General features: G+C 71.7%; 13 protein-coding genes and 1 pseudogene. 4 read left to right on the top strand and 10 right to left on the bottom strand.

The genetic code is table 11. The features are described 5' to 3' along the window. Positions 1 to 70: 70 nt before the first annotated feature. Together G3I54_RS04380 and moaA are read right to left on the bottom strand one after the other, a co-directional pair. A complete protein-coding gene (locus tag G3I54_RS04380; protein ID WP_164611272.1) occupies positions 71 to 1,273 on the bottom strand; it encodes a molybdopterin molybdotransferase MoeA in 1,203 nt (400 codons plus the stop codon). A 198-nt stretch (positions 1,274 to 1,471) separates the two neighbouring features. After that, a complete protein-coding gene (moaA, locus tag G3I54_RS04385) occupies positions 1,472 to 2,491 on the bottom strand; it encodes a GTP 3',8-cyclase MoaA (protein ID WP_164611274.1) in 1,020 nt (339 codons plus the stop codon). Between the two features lie 359 nt (positions 2,492 to 2,850). Between moaA and G3I54_RS04390 the strand changes: the two genes are divergently transcribed. From G3I54_RS04390 to G3I54_RS04400, 3 genes are all read left to right on the top strand, one after another. Further along, a complete protein-coding gene (locus G3I54_RS04390; protein ID WP_164611276.1) occupies positions 2,851 to 5,175 on the top strand; it encodes an FdhF/YdeP family oxidoreductase in 2,325 nt (774 codons plus the stop codon). Then, positions 5,163 to 5,999: a formate dehydrogenase accessory sulfurtransferase FdhD gene (fdhD, locus tag G3I54_RS04395; RefSeq protein ID WP_164611279.1), complete on the top strand. Its 837-nt coding sequence runs from the start codon at positions 5,163 to 5,165 to the stop codon at positions 5,997 to 5,999. The genes G3I54_RS04390 and fdhD overlap by 13 nt, the downstream gene beginning before the upstream one ends. A gap of 234 nt (positions 6,000 to 6,233) precedes the next feature. Continuing rightward, entirely contained in the window at positions 6,234 to 7,163 is a 930-nt protein-coding gene (locus G3I54_RS04400) for a LysR family transcriptional regulator (RefSeq protein ID WP_164611281.1), read from the top strand. Here G3I54_RS04400 and G3I54_RS38850 read toward each other — a convergent pair. From G3I54_RS38850 to G3I54_RS04420, 5 genes and pseudogenes are all read right to left on the bottom strand, one after another. After that, entirely contained in the window at positions 7,160 to 7,327 is a 168-nt protein-coding gene (locus G3I54_RS38850) for a hypothetical protein (protein WP_203685502.1), read from the bottom strand. The two genes, G3I54_RS04400 and G3I54_RS38850, sit on opposite strands and share 4 nt — an antisense overlap. Before the next feature lie 7 nt (positions 7,328 to 7,334). Next, a pseudogene (locus G3I54_RS39970) lies at positions 7,335 to 9,885 on the bottom strand (ATP-dependent Clp protease ATP-binding subunit). A 99-nt stretch (positions 9,886 to 9,984) separates the two neighbouring features. After that, positions 9,985 to 11,499: a transposase gene (locus G3I54_RS04410; RefSeq protein WP_164611480.1), complete on the bottom strand. Its 1,515-nt coding sequence runs from the start codon at positions 11,497 to 11,499 to the stop codon at positions 9,985 to 9,987. A gap of 502 nt (positions 11,500 to 12,001) precedes the next feature. Further along, entirely contained in the window at positions 12,002 to 13,726 is a 1,725-nt protein-coding gene (locus tag G3I54_RS04415) for an acyl-CoA dehydrogenase family protein (RefSeq protein WP_164611284.1), read from the bottom strand. 64 nt (positions 13,727 to 13,790) lie between these two features. Continuing rightward, positions 13,791 to 14,357: a PadR family transcriptional regulator gene (locus G3I54_RS04420; protein WP_164611286.1), complete on the bottom strand. Its 567-nt coding sequence runs from the start codon at positions 14,355 to 14,357 to the stop codon at positions 13,791 to 13,793. Positions 14,358 to 14,601: 244 nt separating this feature from the next. Here G3I54_RS04420 and G3I54_RS04425 point away from each other — a divergent pair, with 244 nt between their 5' ends. Then, positions 14,602 to 14,928, top strand: a complete 327-nt coding sequence (locus tag G3I54_RS04425) for a plasmid stabilization protein (protein ID WP_164611288.1) — start codon at positions 14,602 to 14,604, stop codon at positions 14,926 to 14,928. Positions 14,929 to 15,020: 92 nt separating this feature from the next. Here G3I54_RS04425 and G3I54_RS04430 read toward each other — a convergent pair whose 3' ends face one another. Genes G3I54_RS04430 through G3I54_RS04440 form a run of 3 tightly spaced genes read right to left on the bottom strand, consistent with a single transcriptional unit; the run spans position 15,021 to position 17,012 of the window. Beyond that, positions 15,021 to 16,052, bottom strand: a complete 1,032-nt coding sequence (locus tag G3I54_RS04430; RefSeq protein WP_164611291.1) for an iron-containing redox enzyme family protein — start codon at positions 16,050 to 16,052, stop codon at positions 15,021 to 15,023. Then, positions 16,049 to 16,330 carry a CDGSH iron-sulfur domain-containing protein gene (locus G3I54_RS04435; protein WP_343240267.1) on the bottom strand — a complete coding sequence of 94 codons (282 nt, stop codon included), beginning with the start codon at positions 16,328 to 16,330 and terminating at the stop codon, positions 16,049 to 16,051. Before G3I54_RS04435 ends, G3I54_RS04430 begins: the two co-directional genes overlap by 4 nt. After that, entirely contained in the window at positions 16,314 to 17,012 is a 699-nt protein-coding gene (locus G3I54_RS04440) for a HemK2/MTQ2 family protein methyltransferase (RefSeq protein ID WP_239144227.1), read from the bottom strand. Before G3I54_RS04440 ends, G3I54_RS04435 begins: the two co-directional genes overlap by 17 nt. Positions 17,013 to 17,210 lie beyond the last annotated feature (198 nt).

Genomic DNA, 17,210 nt, shown 5'->3' on the forward strand with positions numbered 1-17,210 from the left:
TCAGCGTGGGAGGGGCGAGGCCGGGACTCGGCGGTGGATCGGCCTGCCCGTCGGCGGTCGGGGGCGGCGGTCAGGGTCCGGGGACGTCGAGGATCTCGACGACGGCTCCGGCCCCGGCGCCGCCGGGCGGCACCACCGCCAGCCCGTCGGCGAGGGCGAGGCCGCGCAGCATCGCCGGTCCGTCGAACGGCAGCGGTGCCACGGCCTGCCCGGTACGGCGCACCGGCAGCAGCCGGGTGTCCCGGGGATGCCCCGGCAGATCGGCGGCGCAGGCCGCACGGAACGGCTCGGCGTCCGGATGCCCGCCGAGGCGGCGCAGCAGCGGTACGGCGAGGGTCACCGCACCGGCGACGGCGGCCAGCGGATTGCCGGGCAGGCCCACCAGATGCCTGGGCCGTCCGTCGGCGCCGGGCGGCAGCTCGGCGAGCAGCATGGGGTGGCCCGGCCGTACGGCGACGGAGTCGACGAGGAGCCGGGCGCCCACCGCGCTCAGGACGTCGTGCAGGAAGTCCACCGGTCCGGCGGCGGTGCTGCCCGTGGTGACGACCACATCGGCGGTGGAGTCGCGCACGGCCTCGTACAGCGGCGCGAAGTCGTCCGGCACCGGGTGACGGCCGACGACGTCCGCACCCTGTCCGCGCAGCCAGGCCGGCAGGAACGGACCGAGGGCGTCGCGTATCCGGCCGTGCCGGGGCGGGCCCGCCGCCAGCAGTTCGTCGCCGAGGACGAGCAGCTGGACGAGCGGGCGGCGGTGCACGGTGAGCCGGTCGTGGCCGGCGGCCGCCGCGAGGCCGAGGACGGTGGGGGTCACGCTCGTCCCGGCGGGGAGGAGGGGGTCGCCCGCGTGGCACTCCTGGCCGCGCGGCCGGATGTCACGGCCCGGCGCCGGTGCCCCCGGTCCCGGGGAGCGGTCGAGCAGCAGCCCGCGGCGGGCGTCGCCCTCCCCGTACTCGCTGCGGAGCACGGCCGCCGCACCGTCGGGCAGGCGGGCGCCGGTGGCGATGGGGACGGCGGTCCCGGGGCGCAGCGGCTCGGGCTGCCCGCCGGCCAGGACACCTCCGCCCCGGAGCCGCCAGGGCCCCGGTCCGGCCACGGCCCAGCCGTCCATGGCGGAGGTGTCGAAGGGCGGCAGGTCGGTGAGGGCCGGCAGCGGCTCCGCGAGGGCGTGGCCGAGCGCGTCGGCGAGCTCGCGGACGACGGGCGGCAGGGACGGTACGGCGCGGGCGACGGCCCGGGCCTCCGCCCAGTCCGTGCTTCTGACTGTCGTGGTCATGCGCTCTCCTCGCTTCCGGTCGTACTCGGTCCGCGGCTCAGCAGCGCAGCGGGCGGGCGGGCGCCGGCTCCGTATCCGGGCGGGCGGGCGTCGAAGGTCGGTCGTCACGTGGCGGGCCTCGTCACGTGGCCGGGCGTCGTGACCTGGCGGGCCTCGTGACCTGGCGGGCGCCGGTGGGCGGTCGTCACGTCTCGGGACTCAGCCGCCGATGGCCGACATCGGGCGCTCCGGTCGGCGGAATTCCGGGCTGTCGATGGCGTGGCCGGGGCCCTTGCCCGCGATGGAGTTCCGCCAGGCCGCCTCGATGGCCGGGTCCTCGGCACCGCCCCGCAGCAGCGCCCGCAGGTCCGACTCCTCGGTGGCGAAGAGGCAGTTGCGCAGTTGCCCGTCGGCGGTGAGCCGCACCCGGTCGCAGCCGCCGCAGAACGGGCGGGTGACGCTGGCGATGACGCCCACCACCGTGTCCGTCCCGGCGATCCGCCACTCCTCGGCCGGCGCGTTGTCGCGTCGGCCCACGGGGATCAGGTCGAACCGCTCGCCGAGGCGGCCGAGAATCTCCTCGGCGGTGACCAGCCGGTCCCGGTCCCAGGCGCCCTGCGCGTCCAGGGGCATCGACTCGATGAACCGCGCCCGGTAGCCGTGCTCGACGGCGAACGCGGCCAGCTCGGCGATCTCGTCGTCGTTGACCCCGCGCACCGGAACCGTGTTGATCTTGACGGGCGCGAGGCCGGCCGTGCGGGCCGCGCGCAGCCCGTCGAGGACGTCGGTGAGCCGGTCGCGCCGGGTGATCGCGGTGAACCGCTCGGAACGGAGGGTGTCCAGGCTGACGTTGACCCGGCGCAGCCCGGCGTCGCGCAGCGCGGCGGCGCTGCGTGCCAGGCCGATGCCGTTGGTCGTGAGGGAGAGTTCGGGGGCTCCGGGCAGGGCGTGCAGACGGGCGACGAGCCCGGGCAGACCACGGCGCAGCAACGGTTCGCCGCCGGTCAGCCGTACCTCGGTGATGCCGAGGCGCTGGGCGGCGACGCGGACGAGGCGGACCACCTCGTCGTCGGTGAGCAGTTCGGGCCGGGGCAGCCAGTCGAGGCCTTCGGCGGGCATGCAGTACGTGCAGCGCAGATTGCAGCGGTCGGTGAGCGAGACCCGCAGGTCGGTGTGGACCCGGCCGAACCGGTCCGTCAGCGGGGACGGGGCGGGCCTGTCGATGAGCGGTCGGGACACGGGGCGGCCTTCTTCCTCTGCCCGGGGGCAGTCACGCTTTCTCTGCCCGGGGGCAGTCACGCATTTCTCACCCGCCGACCACTTTCGAGGGCTGCCGACCACTTTCGGGGGCTGTCGGGACGAAGTCAAAGAGGCTTTCGCTATGACGTGATCGGCGCGGCCGATACGTTCCTGAAATGACTCTCCGGCGCCCTGAGAAACCCCTTTGAACTGCACGAACACCGTGATAGGTCAGGCCTTTCAGCTCATCTAATTCCCCTCTTTGACATCCCTCGGCGAACGGGCGGATATTCGACGCGCCATCCCCGCAACGAACGGCCCGACGGCCCCGAGGCAGAGAAACAGAGGCGCATTCCGTCATGAGCAGCCGCATCGAGGGCGACCCCAGCGACGACCTGCGGGTCACCCCGCCCAAGACCTGGGCGACGGGTCTGCCCGCGGTGACCCACGCGCTGGAGTACTCCCTGGGCCAGACGTCCCCGCGCCGCACCGCGCTGACGCTGCTCAACATCAACCAGCCCGAGGGCATCGACTGCCCGGGCTGCGCATGGCCCGAACCCGCGCCCGGCAAACGGCACATGAACGAGTACTGCGAGAACGGCGCCAAGCACATCAACGACGAGGCCACCTCGCGGCGCGTCACCCGGGAGTTCTTCCGCGAGCACCCGATCGCGGAGCTCGGCGGCGCGTCCGACTACTGGCTGAACCAGCAGGGCCGGCTGACCGAGCCCATGGTGAAGCGACCCGGCGGGACGCATTACGAGCCGATCGGCTGGGACGAGGCGCTGCGGCTGCTCGCCGAGGAGCTGCGGGGCCTGGACTCCCCCGACGAGGCCCTCTTCTACGTCTCGGGCCGGCTGAACAACGAGGCCGCGTTCCTGCTCCAGCTCTTCGCCCGCGCGTACGGCACGAACAACCTGCCGGACTGCTCCAACATGTGCCACGAGTCCAGCGGTTCCGCGATGTCGCAGACGCTGGGCGTCGGCAAGGGCAGCGTCTCCCTCGACGACATCCACCACGCCGACCTGGTCTTCGTGGTGGGGCAGAACCCGGGCACCAACCACCCCCGGATGCTCTCGGCGCTGGAGGAGACCAAGCGCAACGGCGGGCAGGTCGTCGCGGTCAACACGCTGCCCGAGGCCGGGCTCATGCGCTTCAAGCACCCGCAGAAGGCGCGCGGTCTGATCGGCCGGGGCACACCGATCGCCGATCAATTCCTGCACATCCGGGCGGGCGGCGACCTCGCCCTGTTCCAGGCCCTGAACCGGCTGCTCCTGGAGGCCGAGGACGCCGCGCCCGGCACCGTACTGGACCACGACTTCATCCGTACGCACACCACCGGCTTCGAGGAGTTCGCCGCGCACGCCCGGAAGACCGACTGGGCGGACGTCCTGACGGCGACCGGGCTGTCCCGCGAGGAGATCCAGGAGGTGTTCCAGCGGGTCCTGAACAGCGAGAAGGTCATCGTGTGCTGGGCGATGGGGCTCACCCAGCACAAGCACGGGGTGCCCACCATCCGCGAGGTGATCAACTTCCTGCTGGCCCGGGGCAACATCGGCAGGCCCGGGGCGGGCGTCTGCCCGGTGCGCGGGCACAGCAACGTCCAGGGCGACCGCACGATGGGCGTGTGGGAGCAGATGCCGCAGGAGTTCCTCGACGCCCTGGAGACCGAGTTCGGCTTCACCCCGCCGACGCGTCACGGGCTGGACGCGGTGAACAGCATCCGGGCCATGGACGAGGGGCGCGCCAAGGTCTTCGTGGGCGTCGCGGGCAACTTCGTCCGGGCCACGCCCGACAGTGCGGTCACCGAGGCCGCGATGCGCACCTGCCGGCTCACCGCGCACATCTCCACCAAGCTCAACCGCTCCCACACGGTCTGCGGCGACACCGCCCTCATCCTGCCGACCCTCGGCCGCAGCGACCGGGACGTACAGGCCACCGGCGAGCAGTTCGTGACCGTCGAGGACTCCATGAGCGACGTCCACGCCTCCCGGGGGAAGCTGCCACCGGCCTCCCCGCACCTGCTCAGCGAGGTCGCGATCATCGCCCGGCTCGCCCGGCTGACCCTGGGCGAGGAACCCGCGATCCCCTGGGAGCTGTTCGAGGCGGACTACGGCACCATCCGCGACCGGATCGCGCGGGTCGTCCCGGGCTTCGAGGACTTCAACGCCCGGGTGGCGAAGCCCGGCGGCTTCACCCTGCCCAACCCGGTGAACCAGGGTGTCTTCCCGACGCCGAGCGGCAAGGCCGTCTTCACCCGCAACGACTTCACCATGCCGCAGGTGCCCGAGGGGCATCTGCTGTTGCAGACTCTGCGCTCGCACGACCAGTGGAACACCGTCTGGTACGCGCCGAACGACCGCTACCGGGGCATCCACGACGCCCGCCGGGTCGTCCTGGTGAACCCCGCCGATCTGGAGGCGCTGGGGCTCGCCGACCGGGACACCGTGGACCTGGTGAGCGTCTGGCACGACGGGCGGGAGCGCCGCGCGGAGAACTTCCGGGTCGTGGCGTACCCCGCGAGCCGTGGTTCGGCGGCGGCGTACTACCCGGAGACCAACGTTCTGGTACCGCTGGACAGCGTCGCCGACATCAGCAACTGCCCGACGTCCAAGGGCGTCGTGGTCCGCCTCGAACGCACCACCGCGACGGACCGGGAGCGGAGCGAACCATGGGCCGGGTGACCGCACGGCGGCGCGTCCTGCGCGTACGGGAAGGGCACTCCTCGTACCGCCCGGACACCCTGGCCGCCGAGGAGCCGATGGAGATCCGGGTCGGCGGGCGTCCGCTGGCGGTGACCATGCGCACGCCGGGCGACGACTTCGACCTCGCGGTCGGCTTCCTCGTGAGCGAGGGCGTGGTGCACCGCGCCGAGGACGTGGCCGGGATCCGTTACTGCGCGGGCGCGACGGCCGACGGCGGCAACACGTACAACGTGGTCGACGTCGCCCTGGCCCCCGGTGTGCCGGCCCCCGACCCGTCGCTGGAACGGAACTTCTACACGACGTCCTCGTGCGGTCTGTGCGGCAAGGCAGGCCTGGACGCGGTGCGCACGTCGGCCGCCTGGTCGGTCGCCGAGGACCCGCTGCGCATCGGCACGGACGTGCTGACCGCCCTCCCGGACCGGCTGCGGGCGGCCCAGCGGGTGTTCGACAGCACCGGCGGTCTGCATGCCGCGGGGCTCTTCACGGCCGACGGCGAGCTGCTGTGCCTGCGGGAGGACGTCGGGCGGCACAACGCCGTGGACAAGGTCGTCGGCCACGCCCTGCGGTCGGGGCTGCTTCCGCTGCGCGGGTCGGTCCTGATGGTGAGCGGCCGGGCCTCGTTCGAGCTGGTGCAGAAGGCGGTGATGGCCGGCGTTCCGATGCTCGCGGCGGTCTCCGCGCCGTCCTCGCTCGCGGTCGACCTCGCGGCGGAGAGCGGTCTGACCCTGGTCGGGTTCCTGCGCGGCCCCTCCATGAACGTGTACGCGGGCGATGGGCGGGTGCGTCTCGCGCGGGTGGTCTGAGACGGCGTCGGGCGGGACGATGCTCGGGCGATGGCTCGTGCGCCGGCGGAGGCTCGTGCGCCGGCGATGGCTCGTGCGCCGGCGGAGGCTCGTGCGCCAGCGGTGGCTCGGGCGTCGGCGGTGGCTCGTGCGCCGGCGGTGGCTCGTGCGTCGGCGGTGGCTCGTGCGCCGGCGGTGGCTCGTGCGCCGGTGGGGCGATTGGCGTTCCGTGGGGCCGTCCGGTAGACCCGTGGGGTGCTGTTCCGTCAACTCGAGTACCTGGTCGCCCTCTCCCGCGAGCGTCACTTCGCCCGCGCCGCCCAGGCCTGTCATGTCTCCCAGCCCGCCCTCTCGGAGGCGGTCCGCAAGCTGGAGGACGAGCTCGACGTGCCGCTGGTGCTGCGCGGCCGCAAGTACGAGGGGCTGACGCCCGAGGGCGAACGCATCGTCGTGTGGGCGCAGCGGATCCTGGCGGACCGTGACGCCCTCACGAGCGAGGCCGGCCACTTGCGTACCGGGCTCGGTGGGCGGCTGCGGATCGGTTCGGTGCCGACCGCGTCCGGGACGGTGGCGCTGCTGACCGCGCCCTTCTGTCTGGCGCATCCGCTGGTCACGGTGGAGGTCATAGGGGACCTCCAGTCCGGGGACGTGCTGCGGCAGCTGCGGGACTTCGAGATCGACGCGGGAATCACCTATCTCCACGAGGACCTCGGGGAGCAGTACCGGACGGTTTCGCTGTACGAGGAGCGGTACGTGCTCCTCACCGGCGCCGCCGACGCCCCCGCCCACCGGACGGCGGTGACCTGGGCGGAGGCCGCACGGCTGCCCCTGTGTCTGCTCACGGAGGCGATGCAGGGGCGTCGGGTGCTGGACGAGCTGTTCACGGAGGCCGGGGTGCGACCCTCGCCCCGGGTCGAGACGGACTCGGTGGCGGCGCTCTTCGCCCATGTCAGGACGGGCCGGTGGGCGAGCGTCGTGCCGCACACCTGGCTGCACGTCTTCGGCGTGCCGCACGGGATGCGGGCGGTGCCGCTGGTCGAGCCGGCACGGACGGTGCCGGTCGGTCTGGTGACCGTCGCCCGGGAGCCCGGATCGGTGCTGGCCCGCGCTCTGCGGGAGATCGCGGGCCAGACCGATGTGGCCGCCGCCCTGGAGCGGCTGCCCGAGGACCGGGACGTCACCTAGTCGGACTTCCTGTCCTGGTCCGGGGGAAGGCCCACCTCCTCGCGGTCCTCCTCCAGGCGCTCGTCGAGTCGCTTCTCGTCCGGGCGGCGGGGCATTCCGCGGCTGTGGCCGGTGTCGGGGTCGCCCTCGACCTCTTCGTTCGACTTGTGGTGGTGATGGGACATCAGTCGCTCACTCCTTGCCGTCGGGGGTGTCGGTCGCCGCGGCGACCTCGTCGGCCGCGGGGGTCTCGCCGGCGTCGTCGCCCTTGCGGATGGTGCAGTGCAGGGAGTCGTCGACCACATCGGCGACGATCGTGTCGCCGGGGTCGGCTTCGCCGCCGAGCAGCAGGGAGGCGACCCGGTTGTCCAGTTCGGTCTGGATCGTGCGGCGCAGCGGACGCGCGCCGAACTCCGGCTGGTAGCCGTGGGCGACCAGGAGCTTCTTCGCCGCCTCGGTGACCTCCAGGGTCATGCCCTGGGCGTGGACCCGGTGCTTGCTGCGGTCCAGCAGGTGCTCGACGATCTCGGACAGATCGTCCTCGGTGAGGCTGTGGAAGATGATGATGTCGTCGATGCGGTTGAGGAACTCGGGCAGGAACCGCCCCCGCAGGTCCTCCATCAGCTCGTCCTTGAGCTCGGCGGCGTCGCCCTGGTGGGCGAGGATGCGGTGGGCGCCGATGTTGGACGTCATGATGACGACGCAGTGGCGGAAGTCGACGGTGCGGCCCTGTCCGTCCGTGAGCCGGCCGTCGTCGAGGATCTGGAGCAGCGTGTTGAAGACGTCGGGGTGCGCCTTCTCGACCTCGTCGAACAGCACCACGCTGTAGGGGTTGCGCCGCACCTTCTCGGTGAGCTGGCCCGCCTCGTCGTAACCGACGTATCCGGGAGGCGCTCCGACGAGCCGGGCGACCGTGTGCTTCTCCTGGAACTCGCTCATGTCGAACCGGATCATCCGGTCGTCCTCGCCGAACAGCAGCTCGGCCAGCGTCTTGGCGAGTTCCGTCTTGCCGACGCCGGTGGGCCCGAGGAAGAGGAACGAGCCGACGGGCCGGTTCGGGTCGCCCATGCCCGCGCGGTTACGGCGTACGGCTTCGGAGACCGCGGTGACCGCCTCGTCCTGGCCGACGATCCTGGCGTGCATCTCCTCCTCCAGCTTGAGGAGCTTCTCCTTCTCGCTGGCGGTGAGCTGGGAGACGGGGATGCCGGTGCGGCGGGAGACGATGTCGGCGATGTCGGAGGCCGTGACCGAGACGACGCCCTCGCGGCGCTCCTCGATCCCGGCGAGTTCGCCCTCCACCTCGGCGATCTGCCGCTTCAGCCCGGAGGCCTTCTCGAACTCCTCGCCGGCGACGGCCTCGTCCTTCTCGCGCCGCAGCTTCGCGAGGCGGTCCTCGCGGCTGACGACCTCGGTGGAGCGGTTGGCGCTGCGCAGCCGTACGCGTGCCCCGGCCTGGTCCATCAGGTCGATGGCCTTATCGGGCAGGAAGCGGTCGCTGATGTAGCGGTCGGACAGCTCGGCCGCCGCCGTCAGGGCCCCGTCGGCGAAGCGGACCTGGTGGTGGGCCTCGTAGGCGTCCCGCAGCCCTTCGAGGATCTGTACGGTCTCCTCGACGGTCGGCTCCGGGATCAGGACGGGCTGGAAGCGGCGCTCCAGGGCGGCGTCCTTCTCGATGTGCTTGCGGTACTCGTCGATCGTCGTCGCGCCCACCACATGGAGCTCGCCGCGGGCGAGGGCGGGCTTGAGCATGTTGCCCGCGTCCATCGAGCCCTCGCCCGTGGCGCCCGCGCCGACGACCGTGTGGAGTTCGTCGATGAAGAGGATGATCTCCCCTTCGGCCTTCTGCACGTCCTCGATGACCTTCTTCAGCCGCTCCTCGAACTGGCCCCGGTACTGGGCTCCGGCGACCATGCCGGACAGGTCGAGTGAGACGACCCGCTTGTTCTTGAGGGTGTCGGGCACCTCGCCCGCGACGATGCTCTGGGCGAGGCCCTCCACGATGGCGGTCTTGCCGACGCCGGGCTCGCCGATGAGGACGGGGTTGTTCTTGGAGCGTCGCGAGAGGATCTCGATGGTCTGCTCGATCTCGTCGGCCCGTCCGACGACGGGGTCGAGCCTTCCGGCCTTCGCCTCCTCCGTCAGGTCCCGGCCGAACTCGTCCAAGGTCGTCGACGCCTGCTTCCCTCCACCGGGAGCCCCGTCCGCGCCCGCCGCCCGGTCCGTGGCGCCGCGCAGCTTGCCCACGTCGAGGTCGTCCGACCCGAGGAACCGGCCGGCCCCGGAGTCGGCATCGTCGATCAGCGCGCCCAGGATGTGCTCGGGGCCGATGTAGGACACTCCGGCCGCCTGCGAGCGGGCGTAGGCGGCGGTGAGGGTGCGCTTGGCCGCCGGGGTGAGACCGGGCTCGGCGGAGGGCTCGCCGGACTCCCGGGGCAGCACCTCGTCGAGCTGGGCCGCGAGGTCGTCGGGATCGACCCCGGCCCGGGCGAGCAGTCCGCGCGAGGGCTCGACCTGGGTCGCCGCCCACAGCAGGTGCTCGGTGTCGAGGTCGGACGTCCCGTCCTCGGCCGCTTTGCTGGTGGCCCGGCCCAGCAGCTCGTGGGAGGACTCCGTCAGCAGCCGCCCGATCGGTACGCGCTGCATCGCGGGGGGGCGAGGACGCGGGCGACATGCCGAAGAACCGGTTCAACAGGTCGCTGAACGGATCGGACGGACCGAGAGGTGAACCGAACGCCATCGACATGTCAGCTCCAGGGACGCGAGAGGGGCTCTCCCACTCAAACGCGATGTCATCCGCCCCGCAAACGCAGATGACGCCCGGCGCGACCGACCGCGCGACCGACTATCCGGAGTCGGATCCTCCGCCGCCGCCTCCTCCCACCGATCCTCCGACCGACCGGATGAGGGCGCGGGCCTCGTCCTCCAGGCCCCTCGTCACCGTACGGTCCCGGAATCCGTGCGCGGCGAGTCGCGCCGCGAGCGCGTCGAAATAGCCCGAGGCCGTCAGGACGTGGTGCGGCACGCTGAGCACGTTTCCGACGAGTCGTTCATCGCGGGCCGCCTCCGCCGCGGTGACCACCCGCGCGATCTCCACGTACACCTCTTCACGCATGCTGTCCGGCAGGCCGGACCGGGACAGCTGACCGAGCAGCCGTTCACCGGCGGCGGCCACCTCGTTGAGCAGCCGAACGTGCCGGTTGACCGTGAGACCGACATCGGCCGCGCCGATCGCGGCGGCCAGAGAAGTGTGTCCCACGACGATGTTGCGGAACTGACTGGGCAGATAGGCGGGCAGCTCCATCGCCCCGAGGCAGTTCAGCGCCGGCCGGAAGCACGGGTGCACATGGAACTCGTCCTCGTCGGGCAGCGGCGGTGTGGCGCTGCCACCCGCGTAAACGGTGTCGTTCCCACGCTTCACGCCGATGAAGCCGACTCCGTAGAGAACATCGATGACACCTTGGGTGGTGAGGCTTTCGGTGTAGTCGGAGAACACCAGGTGCAGCGATTCCCGGCAGGCTTCGAAGCGGTCTTCCAGCGCGGACCGCATCACGACATAGCCAGCGTTCTCGAACAGAGGAAAAAGAGAGCGCAGGAAAGGATGGTTGATCAGATATTCCTTGGCCAGGTCCTGGAGCTTCCAGCGCGAGAACTGCTCCGTGGCGGCCAGCACATCGCCCTCGGTGATCGTGAAGTGACCCGCCTCGTCGGCGATGTCACGGCAGACGTTGAGGAACTGGATGGTGTCGCGCGGGCGCGGCAGCGAGCGACGGAAGATGTATTCGGACGTCGGCTCCCCCCGGACGCTCACCGGGAACAGTTCCTCCCACAATTCATGCCTGGTGAGAGGAGCACCGAGCGAGGCCCGGGCCCGGGAGAGCGCCAGGTCCTCCAGGGCTTCACGGGTCCAGGAGATGCGGATCTCGTCGCTGTGGAACTTGTCGCCGTCACCGAAATTCAGGGTGTCGTAGATGTCGGCACGGATGAACAGCGCCGTGCGCACGGCGTTGTCGTAGAAGGACATGGCGTGTTTCGCGGCCAGCAGCAGACCCGTGACCAGGGCGTGGCTCTCTGGCTCGATGGTCCACACCTGCTCCAGCTGGTCGACCAGGAGCAGCAGCGGCGGGTGCAGGCGGGCACAGCCGAGATCGGCGAACCCGGCCTGCACACCTGCTTCCAGGACGTCGAGCTGGCGGGCGGCCTCCGCGCCCTCGGAGGCCCCGCCGATGCCCAGGGTCGCCTCGACGCCGAAGGCCTTGAGCGAGAGATCGGCGGACTGGAGCCGGCCGACGCCTCGGCGGAGTCTCTCGTACAGCCGCGCGTCGTCCGACTCGCCGTTGGCCTCCAGGAACGAGCGCACCGCGCGGACGGATCCCGGCAGCCGCCGACCGTGCGCGGCGCGCGCGTGGCCGGTGAGGTGGCGTGCCGCGTGAACGGCGAAGATGTAGCGCCAGATCAGCGACTTGGCCGTGTCGGGGGTGAGGCCCTGGAGCGCGAAGCGGCGGATCTCGTCGCCCGCCGCGTCGTCCGGTGCGATGAGCACCGAGGCGCCGGGGTGGCCGTCCGGGGTGGCCAGGTGACGGCAGATCGCGCTCTTGCCGGAGCCCTTCCGGCCGATGACGAGAGATTTCCGGCCGGACAGGGCCTCACGGTAGGCGTACGTGGGCCGGAAGACGGGGCCCTTCAGGAGACCGTCCCGCAGGTCCGTCTCCGCATCGTCCCGCCCGAAGAACAGAACACTGACCGGCCCCGCATCCGGCTGCACGCTTCCCCCCCGCATCGCCGTACCACTGGTGGATCTCCAGACTAGTTCCGGCGAGGCGGGGGTGTCCCGGGAACGGGCGGCCGGGCGTCGCCGTCGGTCACTCCGCCATCTCGTACGCCCCCGACAGCGCCTCGACGCGCTCCCAGATCCGCGCCGAACGGGCCGCGTCGACGACGGGACGGCGTACCGCGCCCAGCGCCCACTCCTGCTGGTCCTCGGTGGCGGAGTCCTTGCCGTGCAGTTCGACGGCGTGCGCGGAGAAGTCGCGTACGAGTACGGCGAACAGCTCGTCCAGCAGCTCCTGGTCCAGGCCGGTCAGCCGGGCCTGCTCCAGGATCAGCTGGCCGTGGACGACGAGGGCGAAGAGCTGGCCGACGGCGAGGAGGAGGTCGAGGTCGCGGCTCTGCTCCTCGTCGGGGGCGGCCGTCTCGACGAAGGTGCACAGGGCGTCCGCCTGCTCGCGGAAGCGGGCGACGTTCGGCACCTCGGCGTACGCGTCGAACGCGGTGCGCCAGTCGTGGAAGCGTACGGAGCCGAGGCCGCGCGCCGGGCCCTGCTGGAAGAGGAACGCGTCGTCGGCGGCGTCGAGACGGGTGGGGACGGCCGGGTAGTCGACCGGGTTCAGCAGGTGGTTCCGCATGAACTTGAGAATCAGCGCGAGGTTCACGTGGACCGTGCCCTCCAGCTTCGGCAGGCCCCGGATCTCGATGGCGGCCTGGGCGAAGTAGTTGTCCTTCTCGAAGCCCTTGGCGGCGATGACGTCCCACATGAGGTCGATGACCTTCTCGCCCTCCGTGGTCACCTTCATCTTCGTCATCGGGTTGAAGAGCAGGTAGCGGCGGTCGTCGGGCCCGGCGGTGCGGAAGTAGTCGACGGCGCGGTCGCTGAAGAGCTTCATCCCGACGAGCCGGACGTACGCGTCGGTCAACTCGCGGCGCACGTGCGGGAACGCGGTGACCGGGCGGCCGTAGAGGATGCGGTTGCTCGCGTGGGTGACCGCCTCGTACATCGCGTGCTCGCAGATGCCGATGGAGGCGGTGCAGAGGTTGAACTTGCCGACGTTGACGGTGTTGAGCGCGGCGTCGAAGGCGGCCCGGCCGGTGTGCAGGATGTCGGCGGGCGCCACCGGATAGTTCTCCAGGCGGAACTCGCTGACGTACTTCGAGGAGTCGACGACGTTCTTCACGAGCCGGTACGCCTCGTGGCGGCTGTCGGCGGCGAAGAAGACGTAGCCGTCGGGCCCCTCGACGTCGGTGCGGCGGCCGAAGACGGAGACGAGACCGGCGGCGTTGCCGTTGCCGATGTAGTACTTGGAGCCGGAGGCCAGGAAACCGCCGTCGCCGGAGGGCTCCAGCAGCATGTCGGTGGAGTAGATGTCGGCGCCGTGGGTCTTCTCGGAGAGGCCGAAGGCGAACACCTCGCCCTGGGAGAGGAGTTCGGCCGCGCGGTCGCGGGCGGCGGCGTTGTCGCTCTGCCAGACCGGGCCGAGGCCGAGGATGGTGACCTGCCAGGCGTACCAGTAGTCGAGGCCGTAGAACCCGAAGATCTCGTTGAGCGCGGCGATCCGCGCGGTGTCCCAGCGCTGGTCGTCCTTGCCCGCGGCGGAGGCGGGGGTGAGGAAGGTGGCGAACAGGCCCTCCTTCGCGGAGAAGGCGAGGAAGTCGCCCAGCCAGGCGCGGGAGCGGTAGTCCTCGATCAGCCGGCGCTTGCCGCGCTCCTCGAACCAGTCGACGGTGGCGCGCAGCAGCCTGCGGGTCTCCGGGTCGAAGTGCTGGGGGTCGTAGGTGCGCGGGTTGAACAGCAAGGACGCGGAGTCAGCCATGGAGATCGCCTTCCGGGAAGGAGGAGGGTTGTCGGTGCTTACGGAGGTGGCGGCGGGCCGCCGCTCAGGCGCCCGGCCCGGAAGCCGCGAGCCGGTTGAGGGTGTCGAGTACGTCGTCGAGCCAGGCGATCGTCATCCGCTCGAACGCGATGCCGCCGCGCAGCACGACGTGCTGGAGCTCCTGGCCCGCGTCCGGCGGTGCGGGGGCGTCGGGTCCGGTGAAATCGCGCAGTTCCCCGGCGAGGTAGTGCGCGAGCCGGTCCCGGTGCACCTGGTGGTGCCGCTCGACCTCGCGGATCAGGGCGGCCGGGTCGTCGAAGGCCGCGCCCCGGATCTTCACGGCGAGATCGTGCCGGAGGCTCTCGGGCTCGATCGGCTTGTGCAGCCACGCGGCGAGGGCGGAGCGGCCGGGCTCGGTGACGGAGTACTCCTTCTTGTCCGGCCGGCCCTGCTGCTCCACCTCGCGGACGACGAGCAGGCCGTCGGTCACCATGCGGCCCAGCACGCGGTAGATCTGCTGGTGGGTGGCGGTCCAGAAGTACCCGATGGACCGCTCGAACCGCCGGGCCAGCTCGTAGCCGGAGCCGGGCCGCTCCAGCAGGGAGACGAGGATCGCGTGGTCGAGAGCCATACCGCGATCCTTCTATGCAACTCGTTGCATAGACAAGTCGTGGAGCCCCGGTGAGACACGGCTCACCCGGAGACCGTTCGCCCGGTGGAGCGCGCGGCCCCCGGGGGCGCGATGGCCGCTTCAGGGGGTGTCATTCCCGATCACGCCTCCGGGAGCGCCGTCACGGTGTGCGTTGTTTAGTGGGATCCGTACGGGACACGCGGGGAGCGTCCCTCAGGAAACGGACTGAAGGAAGGAGCACGTCATGCCGGCCGGATCCAACAAGAAGCGTGAGCGGCAGTACGAGCACATCAAGGAGAGCCAGGAAGAACAGGGCGCGTCGAAAAGCCGCGCGAAGGAGATCGCGGCCCGGACCGTCAACAAGGAGCGCGCCCGGTCCGGCGAGTCGAAAACGGCGAGCAAAACCTCCACGCAGGACAAGAAGTCCGCGTATCAGCGCGGCGGCGAACGCTCCCACAAGGGCGCGCAGGGCCCCACGAAGGACCAGCTCTACGCAGAGGCCAGGAAGAAGAACGTCGACGGGCGTTCCTCCATGAACAAGGAGCAGCTCCGCAAGGCCCTCGGACGCTGACGCCCGACGGCGGCACCGCGCCGGCCGAGGAGGCCGGCCGTCCAGGTGACGGACGAGGCGGACGTCGGCCGCCTGCCCGGCGCGAAACCCCTTCAGGACGCCGACGGCGTACGCAGTGCGGAACGTCCGTCGCGCCACGCCGCCAGCAGGTGGTCGCCCAGGAGGTCCTCCAGGTGACCGGTCGCCTCGATGCCCAGGACGACGTCGGCCGCCAGCTCGGGCTCGTCCTCCAGCAGACCGGCGATCACCTCGTGGCGGACGACCTGTTCGTGGACCGCGTCGGCTTCGACGTGCTCGTCGTAGAAGTGCTGGGCGGCGGGGCCCGCGCCCGCGCGGCGGAGGGCCTCGGCCAGCCTCCTCGATCCGGGGGACGAGGTGATCTCCACGGTGGCGAAGTGTCCGACCAACGCGCCGCGCAGCCGCCGGTGGAGCCCGAACAGGGACATCAGGTTGACCGTGGCCAGGGCCTGGGCCGGCGCCGCGTCGAGATAGCGGCCGTACGACGGATCGAGGCCGAGATCGGCCATCAGATCGGCGAAGAGCTGGGCATGGATGTCCTCGGCACGGCCTGCGCCGAACTCGTCGAACTCGACGGCCACCATCGCCGCCTTCGCCCGGCCGCGGAGCCTGGGCACCACCCACAGATGCGGATCGGCTTCCTTGAGGTGGTAGAGGGAGCGCAGTGCCGCGTATTCGCGCAGCTGCCACAGCTCCCCCTCCCGCTGGAGGTGGTGGCTGACGCTGTGGCCGTCGTCCCCCACGGGCTCCAGCAGGAGCGCGTCGACGGCCTGCGCCACGTCCGTCCGGCCCGATCCGCCGTCGCGGCGCAGCGCGTCCAGGAAGACGTCCTCGGCCGCGGCGCGCACGCCGAGCAGGGCGGGATTCCACTCCAGGCGCTCGTCCACGCCCGCGAATCCCCGGTAGTGGAGCTCGTACAGGACATACAGGAGCAGGTGCAGATCGTCGCCGTAAGGGTCGGCGTTCCGGATCCTCCCGGCTTCCGGCAGGGCCGCTCCGCGGCCTGCCAGGACGCCGAGGACGCTCTCGCTCAGGGGCCCGCGCGCCGGTGGGAGCACCGGGGACGCGGCGGGACGGTCGTGGGCGGTGGTGGCCGGGATCGTCATGGTCGGGGTTCCTCCTCGCCGTCCTCGGGCTGTCGGCGGCTGCCGTCCTGGGGCTGTTGTCGGCCTTCCGGGCCGGGCTCCGCGGGCTTGCGGCGGCGGTGGCTGGTGTCGCACCAGGGATAGGCCCGACTGCGGCGGCAGGTGCAGATCGCCACCACGAAGCGGTCGGACCGGACCGTCGTCCCGTCGGCCGTCACGACGTCGACCGGCCCTTCCACCAGAATGGGGCCTTCCCGGTTCACCAGCACGCGGCGCGGCGTCTCACTCCTTCCGGGCACGGATCACCACCAGCTCTTCCCTGTCCAGACGGTCCCGCAGCAGGCCCCGGGCCCGCAGCCAGGCCACCCGGCCCCGCGTGACGGGGCCGAACGGAATCGTCACGCGGTCGGTCACGGAGACGAGCAGACCGGCCGCGGCGAGCCGGCTCACCGTCTCCTCCGGACGACTCAGCTCCGACTGGACCACCAGAAGCAGGCCGCCGGGGCGCAGGGCGGCGGAAGCGTCGTCGCAGATGCGGTCGAGGATCACCCGTCCGTCAGGACCCGCGTCCCAGGAGCGGCCGGCCCGGTACCGGGGCGTGCCGAGACCGGGGGCCGGGACGTAGGGCGGGTTGCTGATGACCGCGTCGAACGTACGCCCCGGCAGGGCCCGGAGCAGGTCCCCCCGGCGTACGGTGACGGGCAGCCGGGCGAGCGCGGTGTTCAGCCGCGCCGACGCCACGGCCCGGCGGCTGATGTCCACCGCCGTGACACGGGCTCCGAGCCGCGCGGCGTGCAGGGCCAGCGTGCCGGTGCCGGTACACAGGTCCAGCACGTCCATGCCCGGCCCGATCCCCTCGCGGCGCATGGCGGTGGCCAGCAGCAGCGTGTCGGTCTGCGGCCGGTACACGCCGGGCAGCCGCACGACCGGGCCCCGCCACGGAGTCGCGCTGGACAGGTCCGGCGCCGCCTGCCGCGTCATCGGGCCGTCGTCGTCGGGCACCCGCACTCCTCGCATGCTCAACGGCCGGGAAACTCGCCGGGCGGGCGCACGTCACGCATCGTGTCCTCCTGGGGTCAGCAGCTGTTCCACGACTCGTGTCGCGTCGCTGTAATGGAGTGACCACGAACGCCCGGGCTAAACGTGCGCCCCGCGTTCATCGCCCTCCGCGGCGCCGGT

Origin of the sequence: Streptomyces sp. SID14515 (assembly GCF_010548505.1) — a bacterium.
Lineage (GTDB): Bacteria > Actinomycetota > Actinomycetes > Streptomycetales > Streptomycetaceae > Streptomyces > Streptomyces caviscabies.